General features: G+C 69.0%; 16 protein-coding genes. 1 reads left to right on the top strand and 15 read right to left on the bottom strand.

The features are described from left to right. Window positions 1-54: 54 nt before the first annotated feature. From fliL to fliF, 7 genes are all read right to left on the bottom strand, one after another. Window positions 55-594, bottom strand: coding sequence for a flagellar basal body-associated protein FliL (gene fliL, locus EGT29_RS17905; RefSeq protein ID WP_161567863.1), 540 nt, complete (start codon window positions 592-594; stop codon window positions 55-57). Between the two features lie 128 nt (window positions 595-722). After that, window positions 723-1,859 carry a flagellar hook-length control protein FliK gene (locus tag EGT29_RS17900; protein ID WP_124690242.1) on the bottom strand — a complete coding sequence of 379 codons (1,137 nt, stop codon included), beginning with the start codon at window positions 1,857-1,859 and terminating at the stop codon, window positions 723-725. Further along, a complete protein-coding gene (fliJ, locus tag EGT29_RS17895) occupies window positions 1,856-2,311 on the bottom strand; it encodes a flagellar export protein FliJ (RefSeq protein WP_124690241.1) in 456 nt (151 codons plus the stop codon). Before fliJ ends, EGT29_RS17900 begins: the two co-directional genes overlap by 4 nt. A gap of 19 nt (window positions 2,312-2,330) precedes the next feature. After that, window positions 2,331-3,653, bottom strand: a complete 1,323-nt coding sequence (fliI, locus tag EGT29_RS17890; protein ID WP_370283049.1) for a flagellar protein export ATPase FliI — start codon at window positions 3,651-3,653, stop codon at window positions 2,331-2,333. Between the two features lie 91 nt (window positions 3,654-3,744). Further along, window positions 3,745-4,542, bottom strand: a complete 798-nt coding sequence (locus tag EGT29_RS28760; RefSeq protein WP_124690239.1) for a flagellar assembly protein FliH — start codon at window positions 4,540-4,542, stop codon at window positions 3,745-3,747. Beyond that, window positions 4,535-5,551 carry a flagellar motor switch protein FliG gene (gene fliG / locus EGT29_RS17880; protein ID WP_370282439.1) on the bottom strand — a complete coding sequence of 339 codons (1,017 nt, stop codon included), beginning with the start codon at window positions 5,549-5,551 and terminating at the stop codon, window positions 4,535-4,537. The genes EGT29_RS28760 and fliG overlap by 8 nt, the downstream gene beginning before the upstream one ends. 152 nt (window positions 5,552-5,703) lie before the next feature. Further along, on the bottom strand, window positions 5,704-7,356 hold the full coding sequence (gene fliF / locus EGT29_RS17875; protein WP_124690238.1) for a flagellar basal-body MS-ring/collar protein FliF: 1,653 nt from the start codon (window positions 7,354-7,356) through the stop codon (window positions 5,704-5,706). A gap of 201 nt (window positions 7,357-7,557) precedes the next feature. Here fliF and fliE point away from each other — a divergent pair, with 201 nt between their 5' ends. Further along, window positions 7,558-7,911 (top strand): flagellar hook-basal body complex protein FliE, encoded by a 354-nt coding sequence (gene fliE, locus EGT29_RS17870; RefSeq protein WP_124690237.1) that lies wholly within the window; start codon window positions 7,558-7,560, stop codon window positions 7,909-7,911. A 13-nt stretch (window positions 7,912-7,924) separates the two neighbouring features. Here fliE and EGT29_RS17865 read toward each other — a convergent pair whose 3' ends face one another. The 8 genes from EGT29_RS17865 to EGT29_RS17830 all read right to left on the bottom strand — a co-directional run bounded on the left by EGT29_RS17865 (window position 7,925) and on the right by EGT29_RS17830 (window position 15,267). Then, on the bottom strand, window positions 7,925-8,245 hold the full coding sequence (locus EGT29_RS17865) for an EscU/YscU/HrcU family type III secretion system export apparatus switch protein (RefSeq protein ID WP_124690236.1): 321 nt from the start codon (window positions 8,243-8,245) through the stop codon (window positions 7,925-7,927). Beyond that, on the bottom strand, window positions 8,242-9,522 hold the full coding sequence (locus tag EGT29_RS17860) for a flagellar hook-length control protein FliK (RefSeq protein ID WP_124690235.1): 1,281 nt from the start codon (window positions 9,520-9,522) through the stop codon (window positions 8,242-8,244). Before EGT29_RS17860 ends, EGT29_RS17865 begins: the two co-directional genes overlap by 4 nt. Before the next feature lie 12 nt (window positions 9,523-9,534). After that, window positions 9,535-9,855, bottom strand: coding sequence for a flagellar protein FliT (locus EGT29_RS17855; protein ID WP_161567862.1), 321 nt, complete (start codon window positions 9,853-9,855; stop codon window positions 9,535-9,537). Window positions 9,856-9,878: 23 nt separating this feature from the next. After that, a complete protein-coding gene (gene fliS / locus EGT29_RS17850) occupies window positions 9,879-10,286 on the bottom strand; it encodes a flagellar export chaperone FliS (RefSeq protein ID WP_161567861.1) in 408 nt (135 codons plus the stop codon). A 136-nt stretch (window positions 10,287-10,422) separates the two neighbouring features. Then, window positions 10,423-11,883 (bottom strand): flagellar filament capping protein FliD, encoded by a 1,461-nt coding sequence (fliD, locus tag EGT29_RS17845; protein WP_124690232.1) that lies wholly within the window; start codon window positions 11,881-11,883, stop codon window positions 10,423-10,425. Between the two features lie 33 nt (window positions 11,884-11,916). After that, window positions 11,917-12,279 carry a flagellar protein FlaG gene (locus EGT29_RS17840; protein WP_124690231.1) on the bottom strand — a complete coding sequence of 121 codons (363 nt, stop codon included), beginning with the start codon at window positions 12,277-12,279 and terminating at the stop codon, window positions 11,917-11,919. Between the two features lie 154 nt (window positions 12,280-12,433). Next, the gene (locus EGT29_RS17835; protein WP_124690230.1) at window positions 12,434-13,849 is read right to left on the bottom strand and encodes a flagellin; all 1,416 of its coding nucleotides are present in this window, start codon (window positions 13,847-13,849) and stop codon (window positions 12,434-12,436) included. 257 nt (window positions 13,850-14,106) lie between these two features. Continuing rightward, window positions 14,107-15,267: an ATP-binding protein gene (locus EGT29_RS17830; protein ID WP_124690229.1), complete on the bottom strand. Its 1,161-nt coding sequence runs from the start codon at window positions 15,265-15,267 to the stop codon at window positions 14,107-14,109. Window positions 15,268-15,385: the final 118 nt, after the last annotated feature.

The raw sequence follows: 15,385 nt of genomic DNA, 5'->3' as shown, positions 1-15,385 counted from the left end.
GCGCTCCGGGCGGCGTCGTGGGGATGCGTCATCGGCGTCACGGCGCAACAGGATCTACTGGATCACGAAACTGGAGAAGTGCGCGGCATAGACGCTGGTGCGGAACTCCGGCGCGATGTATTTGCGCGCGATGTCGAGGATCTGCGCGGCCAGGGCCTGCTTGCCCTTCAGGCTGAGCAGTTCGTCGGCGGACTTGGCGCTCAGCAGCAGCAGGATTTCGCTGCGGATGGGGGGAATGACCGAGGTCAGGGCGGCGCCCGCCTTGGCGTCGCCCACTTCGATCACGACGCCTACCTGCGCGAAGCGGTCGTTGTCGCGTTCGGCCAGGTTGGCGGTGAACAGGTCCAGGGCCGTGAAGACGTGCTTGCCCGAGCTCGCGGGCGCGGCCGCGGCCGGCGCGGCGGGGGATGCGGGCTGGGAGGCGTCGTCTCCCTGTTGCGATCCGGCGTAGCTGTAGGTCTCGAAGTTGGCCAGTTGCTTGTTGTGGACGAGCAGCAGCGCGGCCATGGCCGCGATCACGACCAGCAGTACGAGTCCGCCCAGCACGAAAATCCAGGTGCGGGCGCGTTTCACAGGAACAATGGCCTCGGCCATGAACAACATCTCCGGAGTCGGTGGGAAAGGGCAGCGAACTGTCCCCAGGTTGCATTATCCAGACACGGGCCGGCAATGATCGGTCGAACAGCAGGGGAAATCCTGCAGTTGGCCGGCCGATGCCGGTGTCATGCGTACAGGTCGACCATGCCGTTGCCCGAGGACGTGGCGCGGACGGCCCCACCCGCGACAGGGCTGGAGGCGTCGGTGCCGGTGGGCGGCGCGCGGTCCGCGGGCGCCTCGCGTCCGGCGAACTGGCGGGCGGCCAGGAAGCCGCTCTGCTGCTCGCTGCCGACCGAAGCCTGGCCCAGGCTCAGGCCGTTGGCGGCCAGCGCGTCCTTGAGGCCGGCCAGCGTATTCTCCAGCGCCTGGCGCGTCGATTCGTGGTTGCTTCCGAACACCACGCTGGCGGCGTCGCCGTCCAGGCGCAGGTGGATCGTGATCGGGCCCAGCGCCTCGGGATCGACGCGCAACTGCGCGGTTTGCAGGTTGCCCCCGGCCATCCAGCGCAAGGCCGTGTCGATGCGATCCTGCAAGGCGCCAGCGTGCAGCGGCACTGGCGCGCCCGGCACGGTGGGGGCTTCGCCGCGGACCGGGGGCGCCGGCGCGTGGTGGGACGGCGGGGCGTTGACCGGAACCGTGGCGGAGGCCTGCAGCACCCCGGCGGGGCCGGCCGATGCTTCGTGGGGCGCGGGCTCCCCGGCGGCCGGCTGGGAAGCCGCCGGCGGCTGGGTGCGAGCCGTGGGCGCCGTCCGGTCCGTGCGCCGGCCGGCGGAGTCCGGGGCCGTGCCGGAGGCGGGCGTCGTGGCGGTGGGGCGTGCGGTCACGCCGGCGGCCGGGGGTGTCGCCAGGGCGACGGCATCCTGTTCGGCCACGGTGGGCGGCAGGACGAGCGCATCCGCCGGGGTCGCGGATGCCGGTGCGGCTGCCGGGGCCAGGGCAGCGCCGGCATCGGCGGCGCCGTCCGGCGCAGGGGCCGTGTCCACGGACGTGGCGGCGGGCGGCGCGAGGTAGCTGGCCCACTGCGACAGCCAGGGCTGGTCCGGTGCAACCGTGGGATCGGCGCCGTCCTGGCCGCTGGGCGCCTCGGCATCCGTCGCTTCGGCCTGCGCCGGGGTGTCGGTCCTGGTGGATTCCGGAGGCCGGGACGCCGCCGCGAGCATGTCCTCGAAGGGACGGCCGCCAGGCGCGCCGTCGCCGGATCCGGCCGGAGCGGGCGAGGGCGGAACGGCGGGCTGGGCGAACGAGACGGGAAGCGCGTTCATATCGCGTATCCCGTCGGGGTGCCGTAGTGACGGCGGCTGGCGAATTCGTCGATCTGCTTCTGCACGCGCCTGGCCTCGGTCGATTCCTGGCGCTGGGTTTCCCGCTGGGCCAGGATTTCCAGGGACTTGAGCTTGCGTTCCTCGTCGAAGAACGCCGCCCGCATCGCGTTCATGTGGCCGGTGCAGCGCTCGACCTCCTGCGCCTGCTGCTCGACGGCCTCGGTCAGTTGCTGGATGAAGCGGGCGTAGTTGCCGACCAGCGTGCCGTCCAGGCCGATGCCGGTCTGGTTGCGCATGCGCGATTCGTAGTCCGACCGGTAGTTCTCGATCAGCACCAGGCGCTCGCGGGCACGCGAGTGTGCCGCGGCGGCCTGGGCGAACTCCTGGGCGGCCTTGTTCTTGCGGCCTTCCGCAAGTTCGATCAGCGTGGCGAGCGTGGTGGTGGACGTCATGGCGGGCCTCTGGGGCGGATCAGGTGTCGGCGCCGAAGTGTTCGGCGATGGCGGTCATCAGGGTCAGGCTGTCGGCATAGGGCGCGCGGTCCTGCATGTCCTGCTGCAGGAAATTGCCGATGGTGGCGTGCGCGGAGATGGCCTGGTCGAGTTCGGGGTCGGTGCCCGGCACGTAGGCGCCCACCTGGATCAGGTCGCGCGAGCGCTGGTAGCGCGAGAACAGTTTTTTCAGCGTGCGCGCATGGCGCTGCTGCTGAGCATCGACGATGTTGTGCATGGCCCGCGAGATCGATTGCTCGATGTCGATCGCGGGATAGTGGCCGGTGTCGGCCAGCGTCCGGTTGAGCACGATATGGCCGTCCAGGATGGCGCGGGCCGAATCGGCGATCGGATCCTGCTGGTCGTCGCCTTCGGTCAGGACCGTGTAGAACGCGGTGATCGAGCCGGCGCCGTGCGTGCCGTTGCCCGCGCGTTCTACCAGCGCGGGCAGCTTGGCGAACACCGACGGCGGGTAGCCCTTGGTGGCGGGCGGCTCGCCGATGGCCAGTGCGATCTCTCGCTGCGCCATCGCGTAGCGCGTGAGCGAATCCATGATCAGCAGCACGTTCTTGCCCTGGTCGCGGAAATGCTCGGCCAGCACCGTGGCGTAGGCGGCACCCTGCAGGCGCATCAGCGGCGCGGCATCGGCGGGCGCCGCGACGACGACCGATCGCGCCAACCCCTCCGGGCCGAGAATGTGGTCGATGAATTCCTTGACCTCGCGGCCGCGTTCGCCGATCAGGCCGACCACGGTCACGTCGGCCTCGGTGTAGCGCGCCATCATGCCCAGCAGCACGCTCTTGCCGACTCCGGAACCGGCGAACAGGCCCATGCGCTGTCCTCGCCCCACCGTCAGCATGGCATTGATGGCGCGCACGCCCACGTCCAGGGGGCGCTCGATGGGCTGGCGTTCGATGGGGTTGACCGGCCGCGCGGCCAGCGGCGCGCGCTGGGCGGAGGTGATCGGGCCCAGGCGGTCGAGCGGATGCCCGGCGCCGTCCACCACGCGCCCCAGCAGCGCGTCGCCGACGGGCAGGTGCTTGGTGATTTCCTCGGCCGGCAGGTCCGATCCGGCGGCGGCGTCGGCCGGCGGGTAGGCGGGGGCGGCGCGCTGCGGTTCCAGCGGCATGACCAGCGATCCCGCCGTCAGGCCATGCACCTCGCTGGAGGGCATCAGGAACAGCCGTTCGCCGTTGAAGCCCACCACTTCGGCTTCGGCGGCGCGGCCGTGGGCCTGCATGATTCGGCAGGTGCTGCCCACCGGCAGCTTCAGGCCCACGGCCTCCATGACCAGGCCGGCCACGCGCGTCAGGCGTCCCGATGCGGCCACGGGCGCCGCCGTGCGCACGCGGGCGGTGCAGCCTTGGACGAAGCGGGCCAGGCTGGCGGTGGCGTCATGCACGCTCGTCGCTCCACGGGCTGTCCTGCCCCAGCGTGGCCAGGGTGCGCTTCCAGCGCGTACCCAGGGTCGCGTCGATATCGGATTGCTGGGTGGATATCCGGCAGCCGCCGGCCTCGACGCCGGCATCCTCGACGATCTTCCATTGCCCCAGTTCGAGTTCCTCGCCCAGGTGGGCGCGCACCAGTTGCACGTCGGACGGGTGCAGCAGCAGTTGCTTACCGGTTTCGCCGCCGATGAGCTGGTTGAAGGCGTCGCGCACCACCGCCAGGATCACGTTGTTGTCCAGGGCCAGTTCGCGCTGGATGACCTGGCGCGCGATCTCGGCGGCCAGTTCCAGCAGTTGGGGCGCCAGGCCGGTCTCGAAGCGGTCGAACACGTCCGAGGCGGTCCGCGCCATCGCCTGCAAATGCTCGGCCTCGCGCCGCGCCGCGGCGCTGCCATGGTCGTAGCCCGCCGCATAGCCTTCATCGAAGGCCGCCGTCTTGATGCGTTCGACCTCGGCCGGATCGACGGCCGGTACGGGAACGACGGGACGCGGGGCCGCTTCGGCCACGGCGGGCTCCGGCGTCGCGGTTTCGCGCCGAGCGGCGTCCTCGCGAGCGCGGCGGTCGGCCTCCTGCGCGGCGGCCAGCGCCGTTTCGATCGCGCGCTTTTCCTCCGGCGTCTGCGGCCGGCGCCGGGCCTCGCCCTGCATGGACGCATCGCCGAAAGTGTCCAGGCGCCAGACGGGCAGGTTGCGGCCCTCGTCGGCGCGCAGGATGCGGCGGGCGCCCAGCAGCGGCTCAGACATATTGTTCCTCGCCCATGCCGTTGATGGCCAGGTCGCCGGACTCGGTCAGGCGGCGCGCGACCTTCAGGATTTCCTTCTGCTGCGCCTCGACCTCGGAAATCTTGACCGGGCCGCGCACGTCCAGGTCTTCGCGCAGCTGCTGCGCGGCGCGTGCCGGCATGCAGCGGAACACCTTGGCGCGCAGCTCGGTGCTGGCACCCTTGAGCGCGAGGATGAGCGAGTCGGGCGTGACTTCGCGCAGCAGCAGCTGCATGCCGCGGTCGTCGGCGTCGATGAGGTTCTCGAAGGTGAACATCTCGTCGATGATGCGCTGCGCCAGTTCCGTGTCGACCTGCTTGACGATGGACAGGATCTGGTTTTCGGACGACGAGCCCACGTAGTTGAGGATGTCGGCGGCGGTCTTGACCCCGCCCAGCTTGCGGCGCTTGATCTGCTCGTTGCCCGACAGCATCTTCAGCAGCACGTCGTTCAGCTCCCGCAGCGCGGCCGGCTGGATGCCGTCCAGCGTGGCGATGCGCAGCAGCACGTCGGCGCGCACGCGCTCGGTCAGGTAGTTGATTACCGCGGCCGATTGGTCCGCCTCCAGGTGCACCAGGATCGATGCGATGATCTGGGGATGCTCGTGGCGGATCAGTTCGGCCACGCTGGCCGGGTCCATCCACTTCAGGCTTTCGATGCCCGAGGTATCGCCGGTGTGCAGGATGCGGTCCAGCAGGAACCCGGCCTTGTCCGCGCCCAGCGCCTTGGTCAGCACGTTGCGCAGATAGGCGTCGGCATCGGCGCCCAGCCCCGTGTGCGCGCCGATGTCCGTCTCGAAGCGCTGGATCACCTGGTCCATGGCCTCGCGCGGGATCCCCTGCATCCCGGCCATTGCCGTACCCAGCTTCTGCACCTCGCGCGGCGACAGATACTTCAGCACCTCGGCCGCCTCTTCCTCGCCCAGCGACAACAACAGGATCGCCCCATCGGCCACTCCCTGGTCGGGTTCGGTATTGACTACGTTCATCATCGGCATATCACTTCGTTGCACCCGCCGCAGCCAGCGACAGCGCCGACGCAACAATCCAAGAAACTCGACCCGGACCCAGGATGCGGTGGATCCGGCTCCGCCGGTCCACCCGCATCGCCCCCTGGGGGGCGCGCGAAGCGCGTAGGGGGGGGCTACACATCGTTCACCCACTGCCGAATGACCGTGGCCACGACCTGCGGGTTCTCCCGGGCGAAGCGGCGGACCTTCTCCAGCGGATCTTCCGGTTGTTCCTCGGCGGTATCGACCGGGGCCTCGGCCATCATCGCGGGGCCGGCGGCGGCAAAGGCGGGTTCGGGCGGCGGCGGGGGCGTGGTCAGCTGCTTGATGGCGGGGCGGATCACGCCGATGATCAGGTACAGCACCGCCAGCGCAAGGACCAGCGCCACGCCTATGTCGCGTGCCAGGTTGACGAACTCCGGCTGTTGCCAGAACGCCGGCTCGGAGGCGGCTTCGGCGGCGGCTTCGTTGAACGGGATGCTGATGACCGACACCGAATCGCGGCGCTGCGCATCGAAGCCGACGGCTTCGTTGACCAGCGCCTTGATCTGCGCCAGTTCGGCATCGCTGAGCGGCGTGCTGACCGTCTCGCCCTTGACCACGCTGGTGCGATGGTTGACGACCACGGCGGCCGACAGGCGCTTGACGCGGCCCACGGGTTCGCGCACGTAGCGCACGGTCTTGTCGAGCTCGTAGTTGGTGGTGTCGGCCCGCTTCACGTTCTGCGCGGGAGGTTGGGCCTGCGTGCCCGGCGCGGGCGGGTTGGTGGCGGCGCCGCCGGTCGTGGGGGCGATGGCGACCCCGGGCGGCGTGTTGCTGAGCGTGCCCGGTACGCCGCCGTCCATGCCCAGCGCCGGTTCGTGCGACTCCGAGCTTTGCCGGCTGCGGATGGCCGCCTGGTCGGGCGAAGCGCCGTTGGGTCGATAGATCTCGTCGGTCTGCTCGTGCCGGCTGAAGTCCAGGTCGATCGCGACCTGCGCGCGCAGGTTCTGGGCGCCGACGATGGGCGAGATCAGTTCGGAGATGCGGCGGGTGTACTGGCGCTCCAGCGTGCGCAGGTATTCGAGCTGCGTGGCATCCAGGCCGTTCGGGTCGGTGTCGTTGGCCGACAGCAGGGTGCCGGTCTGGTCCACCACGCTGACCGCGCCGGGCGCCAGCTCGGGCACCGACGAGGAGACCAGGTGGACGATGCCGGCGACCTGGCCGCGTTCCAGCACGCGGCCGGGCAGCATCTGCACCAGCACGGACGCGGTGGGCCGGTTCTGTTCGCGCATGAAGATGCTGGGCTTGGGGATGGCCAGGTGGACCCGCGCGCTCTTGACGGTGCCCAGGCTCTGGATCGAGCGGGCCAGCTCGCCTTCCAGCGCGCGCTGGTAGTTGACCTGCTCCTGGAACTGGGTGAGACCCAGGCGGCTGTTGTCCATCAGCTCGAAGCCGACGTTGCCGGCGCGAGGCAGCCCCTGGGAAGCCAGGCGCAGCCGCACCTCGTGGACCTGGTCGGGCGCGACCAGGATGACGCTGCCGCCGTCGGCGACCCGGTAGGGAATCTTCTGCTGTTGCAGCGCGGCAACGATGGTTCCGCCGTCCTGGTCGGACAGGCCGCTGAACAGGACGCGGTAGTCCGGATCGCGGCTCCACAGCAGCGCGGCGACCACGATGGCCACGAGCATGGGAATGCCGATCAGCAGGGCGAGCCGGTGGCGGGTGGGCAGCCTGCCGAACGACTCCAGGAGCTTGTTACCGTGTGAGGCCCCGGCGGCGGGTGGGTTCTGCGTGTCGTCGGCCATGTAATGAAGCGGGGCGTTGAATGCCAGATAAGAAAGAAGGGGCGACCAGGCGTCCCATTTCCCAGGGCTTGTATTATTTGATGCAGAATGTCACAACCAAGGAAGGAATAGACGGGTTTTGCCCCGGTACTTCCCGGTCTGGATCCTTCCCGCCGCGGCTACTATCCCAGGCTCCACAGAACCGCCCACGGGAAACCGCATATGGACCGCATCCAGGACGTGCTCGCCTCTTCCGCCGGGCAGGCCGGCTCGACCGGCATGGCGCGCGCGGCGCAGATGCTGTCGCGGCCCGATGCCCTGATGGGCGGTGGCGCGGCTGCCGGCGCGGCGCCGGCCTCGTTCGCCAACGCCCTGGTCGATGCGATCCAGGGCGTGCAGCAGGCTCAGTCCGAGGCCAGCGCAGTCCAGAAGGCCTACCAGCAGGGCGATCCCGAGGTCGGCCTGGAAACCACGATGATCGCCATGAACAAGGCCAGCCTGTCGTTCCAGATGCTGGCGCAGGCGCGCAACCGCGTGATCGCCGCCTACAACGAAGTCATGAACATGCAGGTCTGAGCCGGGCTGGCGTCTAGCGTCCGTCCGGACCGGCGCCCGCTTCCTCGTCCTGCCTGTACACCCACGCCAGCACCTCCGCCACCGCCACGTACAACGAGGGCGGGATGCGGGCGTCCAGGTCCACTTTCATCAGCAGGTCGATCAGTTCGCGCGAGCTGTGCACGAACACGCCCGCTTCCTTGGCGCGCCGCAGGATTTCCTCGGCGATTGCGCCGCTGCCCTTGGCGACCACGATGGGCGTCTTGCGTTCTTTTTCGTAGCGTAGCGCCACCGCCTGGATGCGCTTGGGGTCGAGCGGGTCGTCGGCGGGCGGATCGGCGGGGAATTGGGTCATGTGCGGGCCGGCGAGCGGGAGGCCGTGGCGATCCTGAAGTCGGACATGCGCAGGCCCTGGCCATCGAGCGCCTGTTGCAGGTCCAGGCCGCCGGCGGTCAGGCGGGCTTGCAGGTCGCGCAGGCGCTGGCCGCGCAGTGTCCGGGTGTCGGGCTGGATGGCGATGCGGGTGTCGGTACCGTCCAGCGCGACGTCCACCTGCATGGTGCCCAGATGGCGGGTCTGGACCGAGATGCGGACGCGCCAGGTCCGCGGCAGGCCGGCATCGGCGCCCTGGCCTTCGTCCGGCTCGATTTCCAGGGTGAAAGGCTGTTCCGCCCAGGCGCCTTGCAGGAACAGGCGGCCGCTGGCCAGCGCGGCGATCTGGTCGTGCACGACCTGGCGCACGTCGGCTGGGATGGCGGCCAGGGCCGCTTGCAGGCCCTTGGCCGCGCTTTGCTCGGGCGTGGCGGGTTCCGCCGCGGGCGCCGGGGCGCCGGCCGAGGGTGCCAGGTCGCGGGCCTGGGGAGCGGGCGAAAGCGCCGCCTGCGGCTCGGCGCGCAACGCTTCGATGGGCAGGCGACCCTCGCGCCATTCCTGCAGGTGGGCTTCGTAGAACAGTCCGGACTGCTGCACGGCTTGCCGGATCTGGCGCGCGGCCTCGTCAGGCAGCGTGCCGGCCGGAATGCGCAGGGCGTCCAGGGGCACGCTGCGCTGCGTCCCGCCCGTCTCGTCGACCAGCGCGAGCAGCAGGCGGGCCGAGCCGCTCAGCATCACCTTGGTGTCGCCGGTCTCGAGCTTGAGCTCGGCCAGCGACGGCATGGGGACGGGCGAGACTCCGCGCATCGCCCGCGTGGCCACGTCGGGGGAAGCCGCCTCGGCATCGGCCGTGGCGGGCGCCTGGATGCCTGGTCCACGACCTCCACCGCCTTCGCCCGGCAAGCGCGGGCCGCCGATCCGGCCACTGTCCTGGCCGTGCAGGAAGGTGCGGTCGTCCAGCAGCCGCAGCACCACGGTCACGCCCGGGCTCAGCGCCTGGCGGGTATTGATCAGGTAGGGCTTGCCGGCGATGTTGACCAGCGCCTCGGTATCGCTGTTGGCCTGAAGCACGGTCGCCCGCACCAGCCCGTGCGGCAGTCCCGCCGAGCCGGATGGGCGCGCGCCGCCCGCCGCGTTGCCGCCGGATACGTTCAAGAGCCGCGCCAGCACCGCCTCGCGGGCATCCTCGCGATAGCGCTCCCAGCTCTGGATGGGGGAGACGCCGCTGACCGGCTGCGTCTGGCGGGTATCCGCTACCAAGCGCCTGCCCCTTCAGCGGTACATCTGCGCGCCGAAGGCGTGGCGCCGGGGTCGCAATATATGTTCCAGCTCCCGCATCCACGGCTCCGCGATGTTGCGCGTGGCGGCGTCGTTGGCAAGGATTTCGCGTATCAGGTGCATGCAGGTTTCGCGCTCGGCGGGCGGGCAGGTCTCGATGGGGCGGCGGCGCAATTGTCCCACGAGCTCGGCGCAGGCCGATTCGCTGGCCGTGACGGCATCCCAGTCGCCCCGTTGCGCCGCGGCCAGCATCGCGCGGCTGATCTCGGCCAGCCGGCCGTAGAGCGCGGGCAGTTGCTCGGGGTCGGGCGCCATGCCGGTATCCTGGCTCGCCATCATCAGGCAGCAACCTGGCTGTCGGCCTGGATCGACGCCCAGGCTTCGCGCAGTCCGTCCAGCAGGCGGACGCTTTCCAGGATGGGGGCGGGATCGTTGTCGATGCCGGCCTGCATCGTCCGCCGGAGCATGTAGTCGTACAGGGCGTTCAACTGGTTGGCCAGGTCGCCGCCGGCCTTGTGGTCCAGGCTGGCGCGCAGTCCTTCGTCCAGGATGCGCGTGGCGCGGCTGAGCGCCCGGGTCTTGCCAAGGGGGTCGTTGGCCTCGATGCAGCCGATGGCCTTGCGCAGCGACTCCAGCGCGCCGTCGTACAACATCAGGATCAACGCGTGCGGACTGGAGCTGGATACCCCGGTCTCCACCCCGACGCTGACATAGGCCCTGGCCCCGAAATTTCCGAATCCCGACACGTGCGACTCCTGCTGAACGCGTAGCGGCATGCCGCGTGCACGGCAGCCCTGACGGATTTAACGGCCTGGCGCGATGGACTTAAAGCGGGAATTGGCGCGGCAAAACCGCGGAGTTCCCTCTTGCGCGCCGGCCGCGTTACTTGTTGAGGTTCTTCAGCGCCTCGATCTGCTGGGTCAGGAAGCTGCCGGTGTTGTTGAGCTGAGTCAGCAGCGAATCGAGCGCCGTGAACTGCTGGCGGTAGCGCGCCTCGATCTGTTCCAGGCGATTGCTCATCTGGCTCTGCTGGGTCTCCAGCGTCTTGATCGTGCTTTTCAGGCCGTCGGTGCGGCTGTCGATCACGCCCTTGCTGTCGGTATAAGGCGACAGTTGGGCGGTGAAGCGCTCGACCAGGCTTTGCGAGTCTTCGCCGAAAGGCTTGGGGGTGAACAGCCGGGACACGGCGTTCGGGTCGGCGGCCATGGCCTTGTTGAACTTGTCGGTGTCCAGCGTCAGCGCGCCGTCCTGGTCGAAGCCCACGCCCAGCGAGGCCAGCGTCGTGTAGGCGCCGGTGGCGCCCGGCAAGGGCGAGAAGACTTCATTGCGCATGCGCGCGGTCAGGTCGCGCACCAGGCCGTCGCCCGCCAGTGGCCCGGTGGCGCCGGCCTTGCCCCGGGTTTCGCTGGGCGCGTTGGCCGACAGCGCCGCGGCCACGTTCAGGAAAGAGTTGTAAGCGGTGACCAGCGATTGCAGCGCCGCCGCGCCGCCGCTGGGCGACGGGTTGGTGGCGATGGTCGTGGTGCCGGATTTCTGCAGCGTGATCGTAACGCCGTCGAGCACCGAGGTGACGGTATTGGTGGCGCTGGTGACTTCCATGCCGTCCAGCTTGAACTGCGCGTCGGCGCCGGCCTGCAGCCGGCTCATGCCGGCGGGCGAGCCGCCGCTGGAATAGGACGGGGCGGTGGCCGGGTCATAATCGAAGAAGTCCAGCGAGCGGGTGCCGCCGGTGCCCGAATCCGAACTGGTGACCTGGAAGGCGTTGGCCGCGCCGGTGGTGGTGGACGTGAGCACCAGCCGCGATCCGGTGCCGTCGGTGACCAGCGAGGCCGTGACGCCGATTTCCGCCTTGTTGATGGCGTCGCGCAGGCCGGACATCGTATTGTTGGTGGTATCGATGACGACGGACTTGGCTTCGGCTTCGCCGGCGACGAAGCTGCCGTTCTCGACCTTGCCCAGCGTGAAGGTCAGGGTGCCGGTGTTCAATTGCGCATCATTCGCCAGCGCGCCGCTGACGGCCTTCTCGGCCAGGGCCAGCGAGGTGACGTCGAGTTTGTGGCTGATCTTGCCGGCCTTGTTGTCGGCCGTGATGAAGGCGACCGAGGCGTCCGACGAACTGCCGACCAGGCCGGTGAATTTTTCCGGCGTCAGGCCCGCGGCGGCCGTCAGCAGCGAAGACAGCGAACTCTTGAGCTGGCCCAGGGCCGAGATCTTGGTCTGGGCCGAGGTGGCCTGGGCCTGCAGCTTGGTGAGCGGCACCTTCTCGGCCGCCATCAGGTTGCTCAGCAGGGTGGACAGTTCGAGGCCGGAGCCCACGCCAAGGGCGGATCCTACGCTAGCCATGGAGTATTCCTGGTATCGGGTTGGCGGGCGGGTTCAGGCCTTGCGGCTGAACAGGGCGCCCTTGATCTGGTCCAGCGAGCGGCTGAGCGCCAGCGCTTCCTCGGACGGGATCTGCCGGATCACGTCCTGGGTGTCGCCGTCGACCACCTTGACCACGACCTTGCCGCTGTCGTCGTCGATGCTGAACGTCAGGTTGTGGGCCGCCAGCGGGACGAAGCGGTTGAAAGCGTCGACCGCGGCCCGCAGTTCCCCCACGTCCGGGACCTGGGCCGTCGCCGGCAGCGACGGATCGAGCAGGTTGGTCGAGCCAGCGGGCGCGATGGGCCGGGCGGCCGACGCGGCGGCGGCCGGCAGGCTGCGCAGGTCGGCGGCGGTATCGATGGCGTGGATGCTCATGAAGGTTCCGTGGCGATAGGGGGGCGATACGTGGATTAACGGGCCAGGGAAGGGAAACTTGAGTAGGAGTGGCATGGCAAAAAAAATCCCCACCCGGCGCAAGGCGGGGTGGGGACGATCCGCCGGAAGGACGCCGGCGGAAATGCCGCAATGCTTAGCCGCGGAGCAGCGTCAGCACGTTGTTGGGCAGCGAGTTGGCTTGCGCCAGCATCGCGGTGCCGGCCTGCTGCAGGATCTGGCCGCGGGTGAGCGAGGCGGTTTCCGAGGCGAAGTCGGCGTCCTGGATGCGGCTGCGCGACGAGGACAGGTTCTCCGAGGTGGTTTCCAGGCTGGAGACGACCGAGGTGAAGCGGTTCTGGATCGCGCCCAGCGAGGCACGCGCGTCGCTGACGGTGGACAGGGCGGCGTCCAGGGCGGACAGGGCGTTGGAGGCGCCGGCGACGGTCGAGATGTCGATGGCGTTCAGCGCGGTGCCGGTCTGGGTGATCGTGCCGGTCAGTGCGAAGGCGCCGGTGCTGCTGATCGAGCCGGTCACGCCGGTGGGGGCCTTGTACGAGACGTTCAGCGAAGCGCCCGTGGTGCCGGCGGCGGCCAGGCCGAAGTCGGACAGCGTGGTGGCGACGGCGGTGCCCAGCGTCAGGGCGCCGATCGTGACGTTGCGGCCGTCGGCGGCTTCGAGCTTCAGGCCCGAGCCGGTGTCGGTGGCGCGCACGCCGGTGGTGGCCGATTGCGCGTTGATCGCGGTCAGGGCGTTTTCGCGGTTGGTCGCGGCGTTGGTGGTGGCGGTCAGGTTGATCGTCAGGCCGTTCAGCGTGAAGCTGGCGGTGCCGGCGGTCGTGGTCGTGACGGTCGACGTGCCCGTGACTTCCGTGGCGTTCGCGGTGACGTTCAGGCCGGCGATGCCCTGGGTGTTCAGCGCGTTGGCGATGGCCTTGGCGTCGTTGGCGATGCTGCCGAGGTCGAACGTGCCGGCCGAGCCGATGGTGACGGTCTGCGCCGCGGCGGTGTCGCTGGCGGTGCCGATCGACAGGTTGGTCGCGTTGAAGCCGTTGTACTGGCCCAGCGTCGAGGCCTTGGCGTCGGCGATGTTGCTGATGGTGATGGTCTGACCGGCATTGGCGCCGACTTGGAACTTCTGGGCGGCGAACGAGCCGTCCAGCAGCTTGGTGCCGTTGAAGTCGGTGTCGCGGGCGACGCGGTCGATTTCGGCGGTCAGCTCGGCCACTTCCTTCTGCAGCGAGGCGCGGTCGTCGGCCGAGTTGGTCGAGTTGGCCGATTGCACGGCCAGCGTGCGGATGCGCTGCAGGTTGGTGCCGATCTGGCTCAGCGCGCCTTCGGCGGTCTGCGCCAGCGAGATGCCGTCGTTGGCGTTGCGCACGGCCTGGTTCAGGCCGTTGATCTGCGTGCTCATGCGCTCGGAAATGGCCAGGCCGGCGGCGTCGTCCTTGGCGCTGTTGATGCGCAGGCCGGTCGACAGGCGCTGCAGGGCGGTGTTGACGGCGCTCTGCGAGCTGTTCAGGTTGCGCTGCGCGTTCAGCGAAGCGATGTTGGTGTTGATGACTTGTGCCATGACCTATCTCCGTGAGGGTGAGTCATATGGTGTTTCAGGAGGGGCCCTGGGGGCCCGACGATGCATCCGCGGCTGGAGGTCCTTCCGCAATTGCGCCAGGGCCATCGCAGGCTGCATGCAGTGCCGGCGTGGCCGCGTTGAGGCAATTAACGGGGTGGTGATTTGAAAACTTTAGGCGGGGAAGGCGGCGGGATGGAAAAAAATACCGCTAAAGTTTCGCCGCGACGGTCCGATTGCGGGCGCCGCCGGGTGGGGTTTCAGGCCGGCGTTTCCAGCGTGAAGTAGAAGGTCGCGCCCTGTCCAGGCGCGCTTTCGGCCCAGATCTGTCCGCCGTGGCGGTTGATGATGCGGCGGACGGTGGCCAGGCCGATGCCCGTGCCGGGAAAGTCGCTGGCACGATGGAAGCGCTGGAAGGCGCCGAACATGCGTTCGGCGTTCTGCGAATCGAAGCCGGCGCCGTTGTCGCGCACGAAATAGATGGTGCTGTTGCCGCGCAGCAGGCTGCCGAACTGGATGTGCGCCCCGGCGCGTCCGCCGGTGAATTTCCACGCATTGCCCAGCAGGTTGTCCAGCACGATGCGCATCAGTCCGGCATCGCATTCGGCCAGGGCGGAGGTGGGGAGTTCCTCCTCGACCTGGCGGTCGGGCTGGCTGTGGCGCAGGTCGGCCAGGACCTCGCGCGCGAGGGCCGCCAGGTCCACCTGGCCCTTGAGCAGGCTGCTCTGGTTGATGCGGGCCAGTTGCAGCAGGTCGCCGATCAGCGCTTCCATGCGCTGCGCGTTGTCCGCGATGTGCCGCAGGTACGTGGTGTCGGCCTCGTCCGGCCGGCTGGCCAGCCCGCGCTCGAGCAGCCCGGCGAAGCCCGCGATCTGCCGCAGCGGCGCGCGCAGGTCATGCGAGACCGAGTACGAGAAGGCTTCCAGTTCCTCGTTGATCACGCTTAGCAGATGGGTGCGCTGGGCGACCCGCTTCTCCAGTTCGTTCTGGATGCGGCGGGCGCTTTCCTGTTGTTCCATGTGCTGCGTGACGTCCTGCGCATAGCCGGAAACGGCGATGGGTTCGCCTTCGTCGTTGCACAGGCAGCTCATCTGGATCTCGAACCAGCGCGGTTCGCCGTTCACGGTCCAGATCTGCTCGAAGCGCTTGCGAGCGCGCGACTCGAGCAATTGCCGATGGCGCAGCGCGTGTACGCGCGCGATCGAGGGGGGCATGAGTTCTTCCATGGCCCGGCCCAGGCAGTCGGCGGCCCGGGGGAGGCCGAGCAGGTCGGCGTAGGCCTGGGAGACGTATCGATACCGGCCGTCCCGGTCCACGACCCAGGTGGCTACGGGCAGCGATTCCAGTGTGGCTTCCAGCAATTCATGGTCGTTTCCGGCCCAGGGCGCTGCCTGCTGGATGGGTGGAATCGCATTTCGCATTTGCGTGTTCAAATGAAACAAGTGATACAGAATTTGTAAGAAAAATTCTTACACGCGAAGTTTACCTAAGCAGACGCGAATTCCAGCGGGGTTCCAATGTCAATTTGGTAACAAGTGT

The sequence above is a fragment of the Pigmentiphaga sp. H8 genome (assembly GCF_003854895.1).
Taxonomy (GTDB): Bacteria; Pseudomonadota; Gammaproteobacteria; order Burkholderiales; family Burkholderiaceae_B; genus Pigmentiphaga.
Note: the sequence above shows the minus strand (reverse complement) of the source record. Positions and strands in the feature narration are given on the sequence as shown.

Excerpts from the sequence above, each read along its gene's own strand:
- fliL (WP_161567863.1), bottom strand. The coding sequence starts at position 594 with ATGGCCGAGGCCATTGTTCCTGTGAAACGCGCCCGCACCTGGATTTTC.
- EGT29_RS17900 (WP_124690242.1), bottom strand. The coding sequence starts at position 1,859 with ATGAACGCGCTTCCCGTCTCGTTCGCCCAGCCCGCCGTTCCGCCCTCG.
- fliJ (WP_124690241.1), bottom strand. The coding sequence starts at position 2,311 with ATGACGTCCACCACCACGCTCGCCACGCTGATCGAACTTGCGGAAGGC.
- EGT29_RS28760 (WP_124690239.1), bottom strand. The coding sequence starts at position 4,542 with ATGTCTGAGCCGCTGCTGGGCGCCCGCCGCATCCTGCGCGCCGACGAG.
- fliG (WP_370282439.1), bottom strand. The coding sequence starts at position 5,551 with ATGATGAACGTAGTCAATACCGAACCCGACCAGGGAGTGGCCGATGGG.
- fliF (WP_124690238.1), bottom strand. The coding sequence starts at position 7,356 with ATGGCCGACGACACGCAGAACCCACCCGCCGCCGGGGCCTCACACGGT.
- fliE (WP_124690237.1), top strand. The coding sequence starts at position 7,558 with ATGGACCGCATCCAGGACGTGCTCGCCTCTTCCGCCGGGCAGGCCGGC.
- EGT29_RS17865 (WP_124690236.1), bottom strand. The coding sequence starts at position 8,245 with ATGACCCAATTCCCCGCCGATCCGCCCGCCGACGACCCGCTCGACCCC.
- EGT29_RS17855 (WP_161567862.1), bottom strand. The coding sequence starts at position 9,855 with ATGGCGCCCGACCCCGAGCAACTGCCCGCGCTCTACGGCCGGCTGGCC.
- fliD (WP_124690232.1), bottom strand. The coding sequence starts at position 11,883 with ATGGCTAGCGTAGGATCCGCCCTTGGCGTGGGCTCCGGCCTCGAACTG.
- EGT29_RS17840 (WP_124690231.1), bottom strand. The coding sequence starts at position 12,279 with ATGAGCATCCACGCCATCGATACCGCCGCCGACCTGCGCAGCCTGCCG.
- EGT29_RS17835 (WP_124690230.1), bottom strand. The coding sequence starts at position 13,849 with ATGGCACAAGTCATCAACACCAACATCGCTTCGCTGAACGCGCAGCGC.
- EGT29_RS17830 (WP_124690229.1), bottom strand. The coding sequence starts at position 15,267 with ATGCGAAATGCGATTCCACCCATCCAGCAGGCAGCGCCCTGGGCCGGA.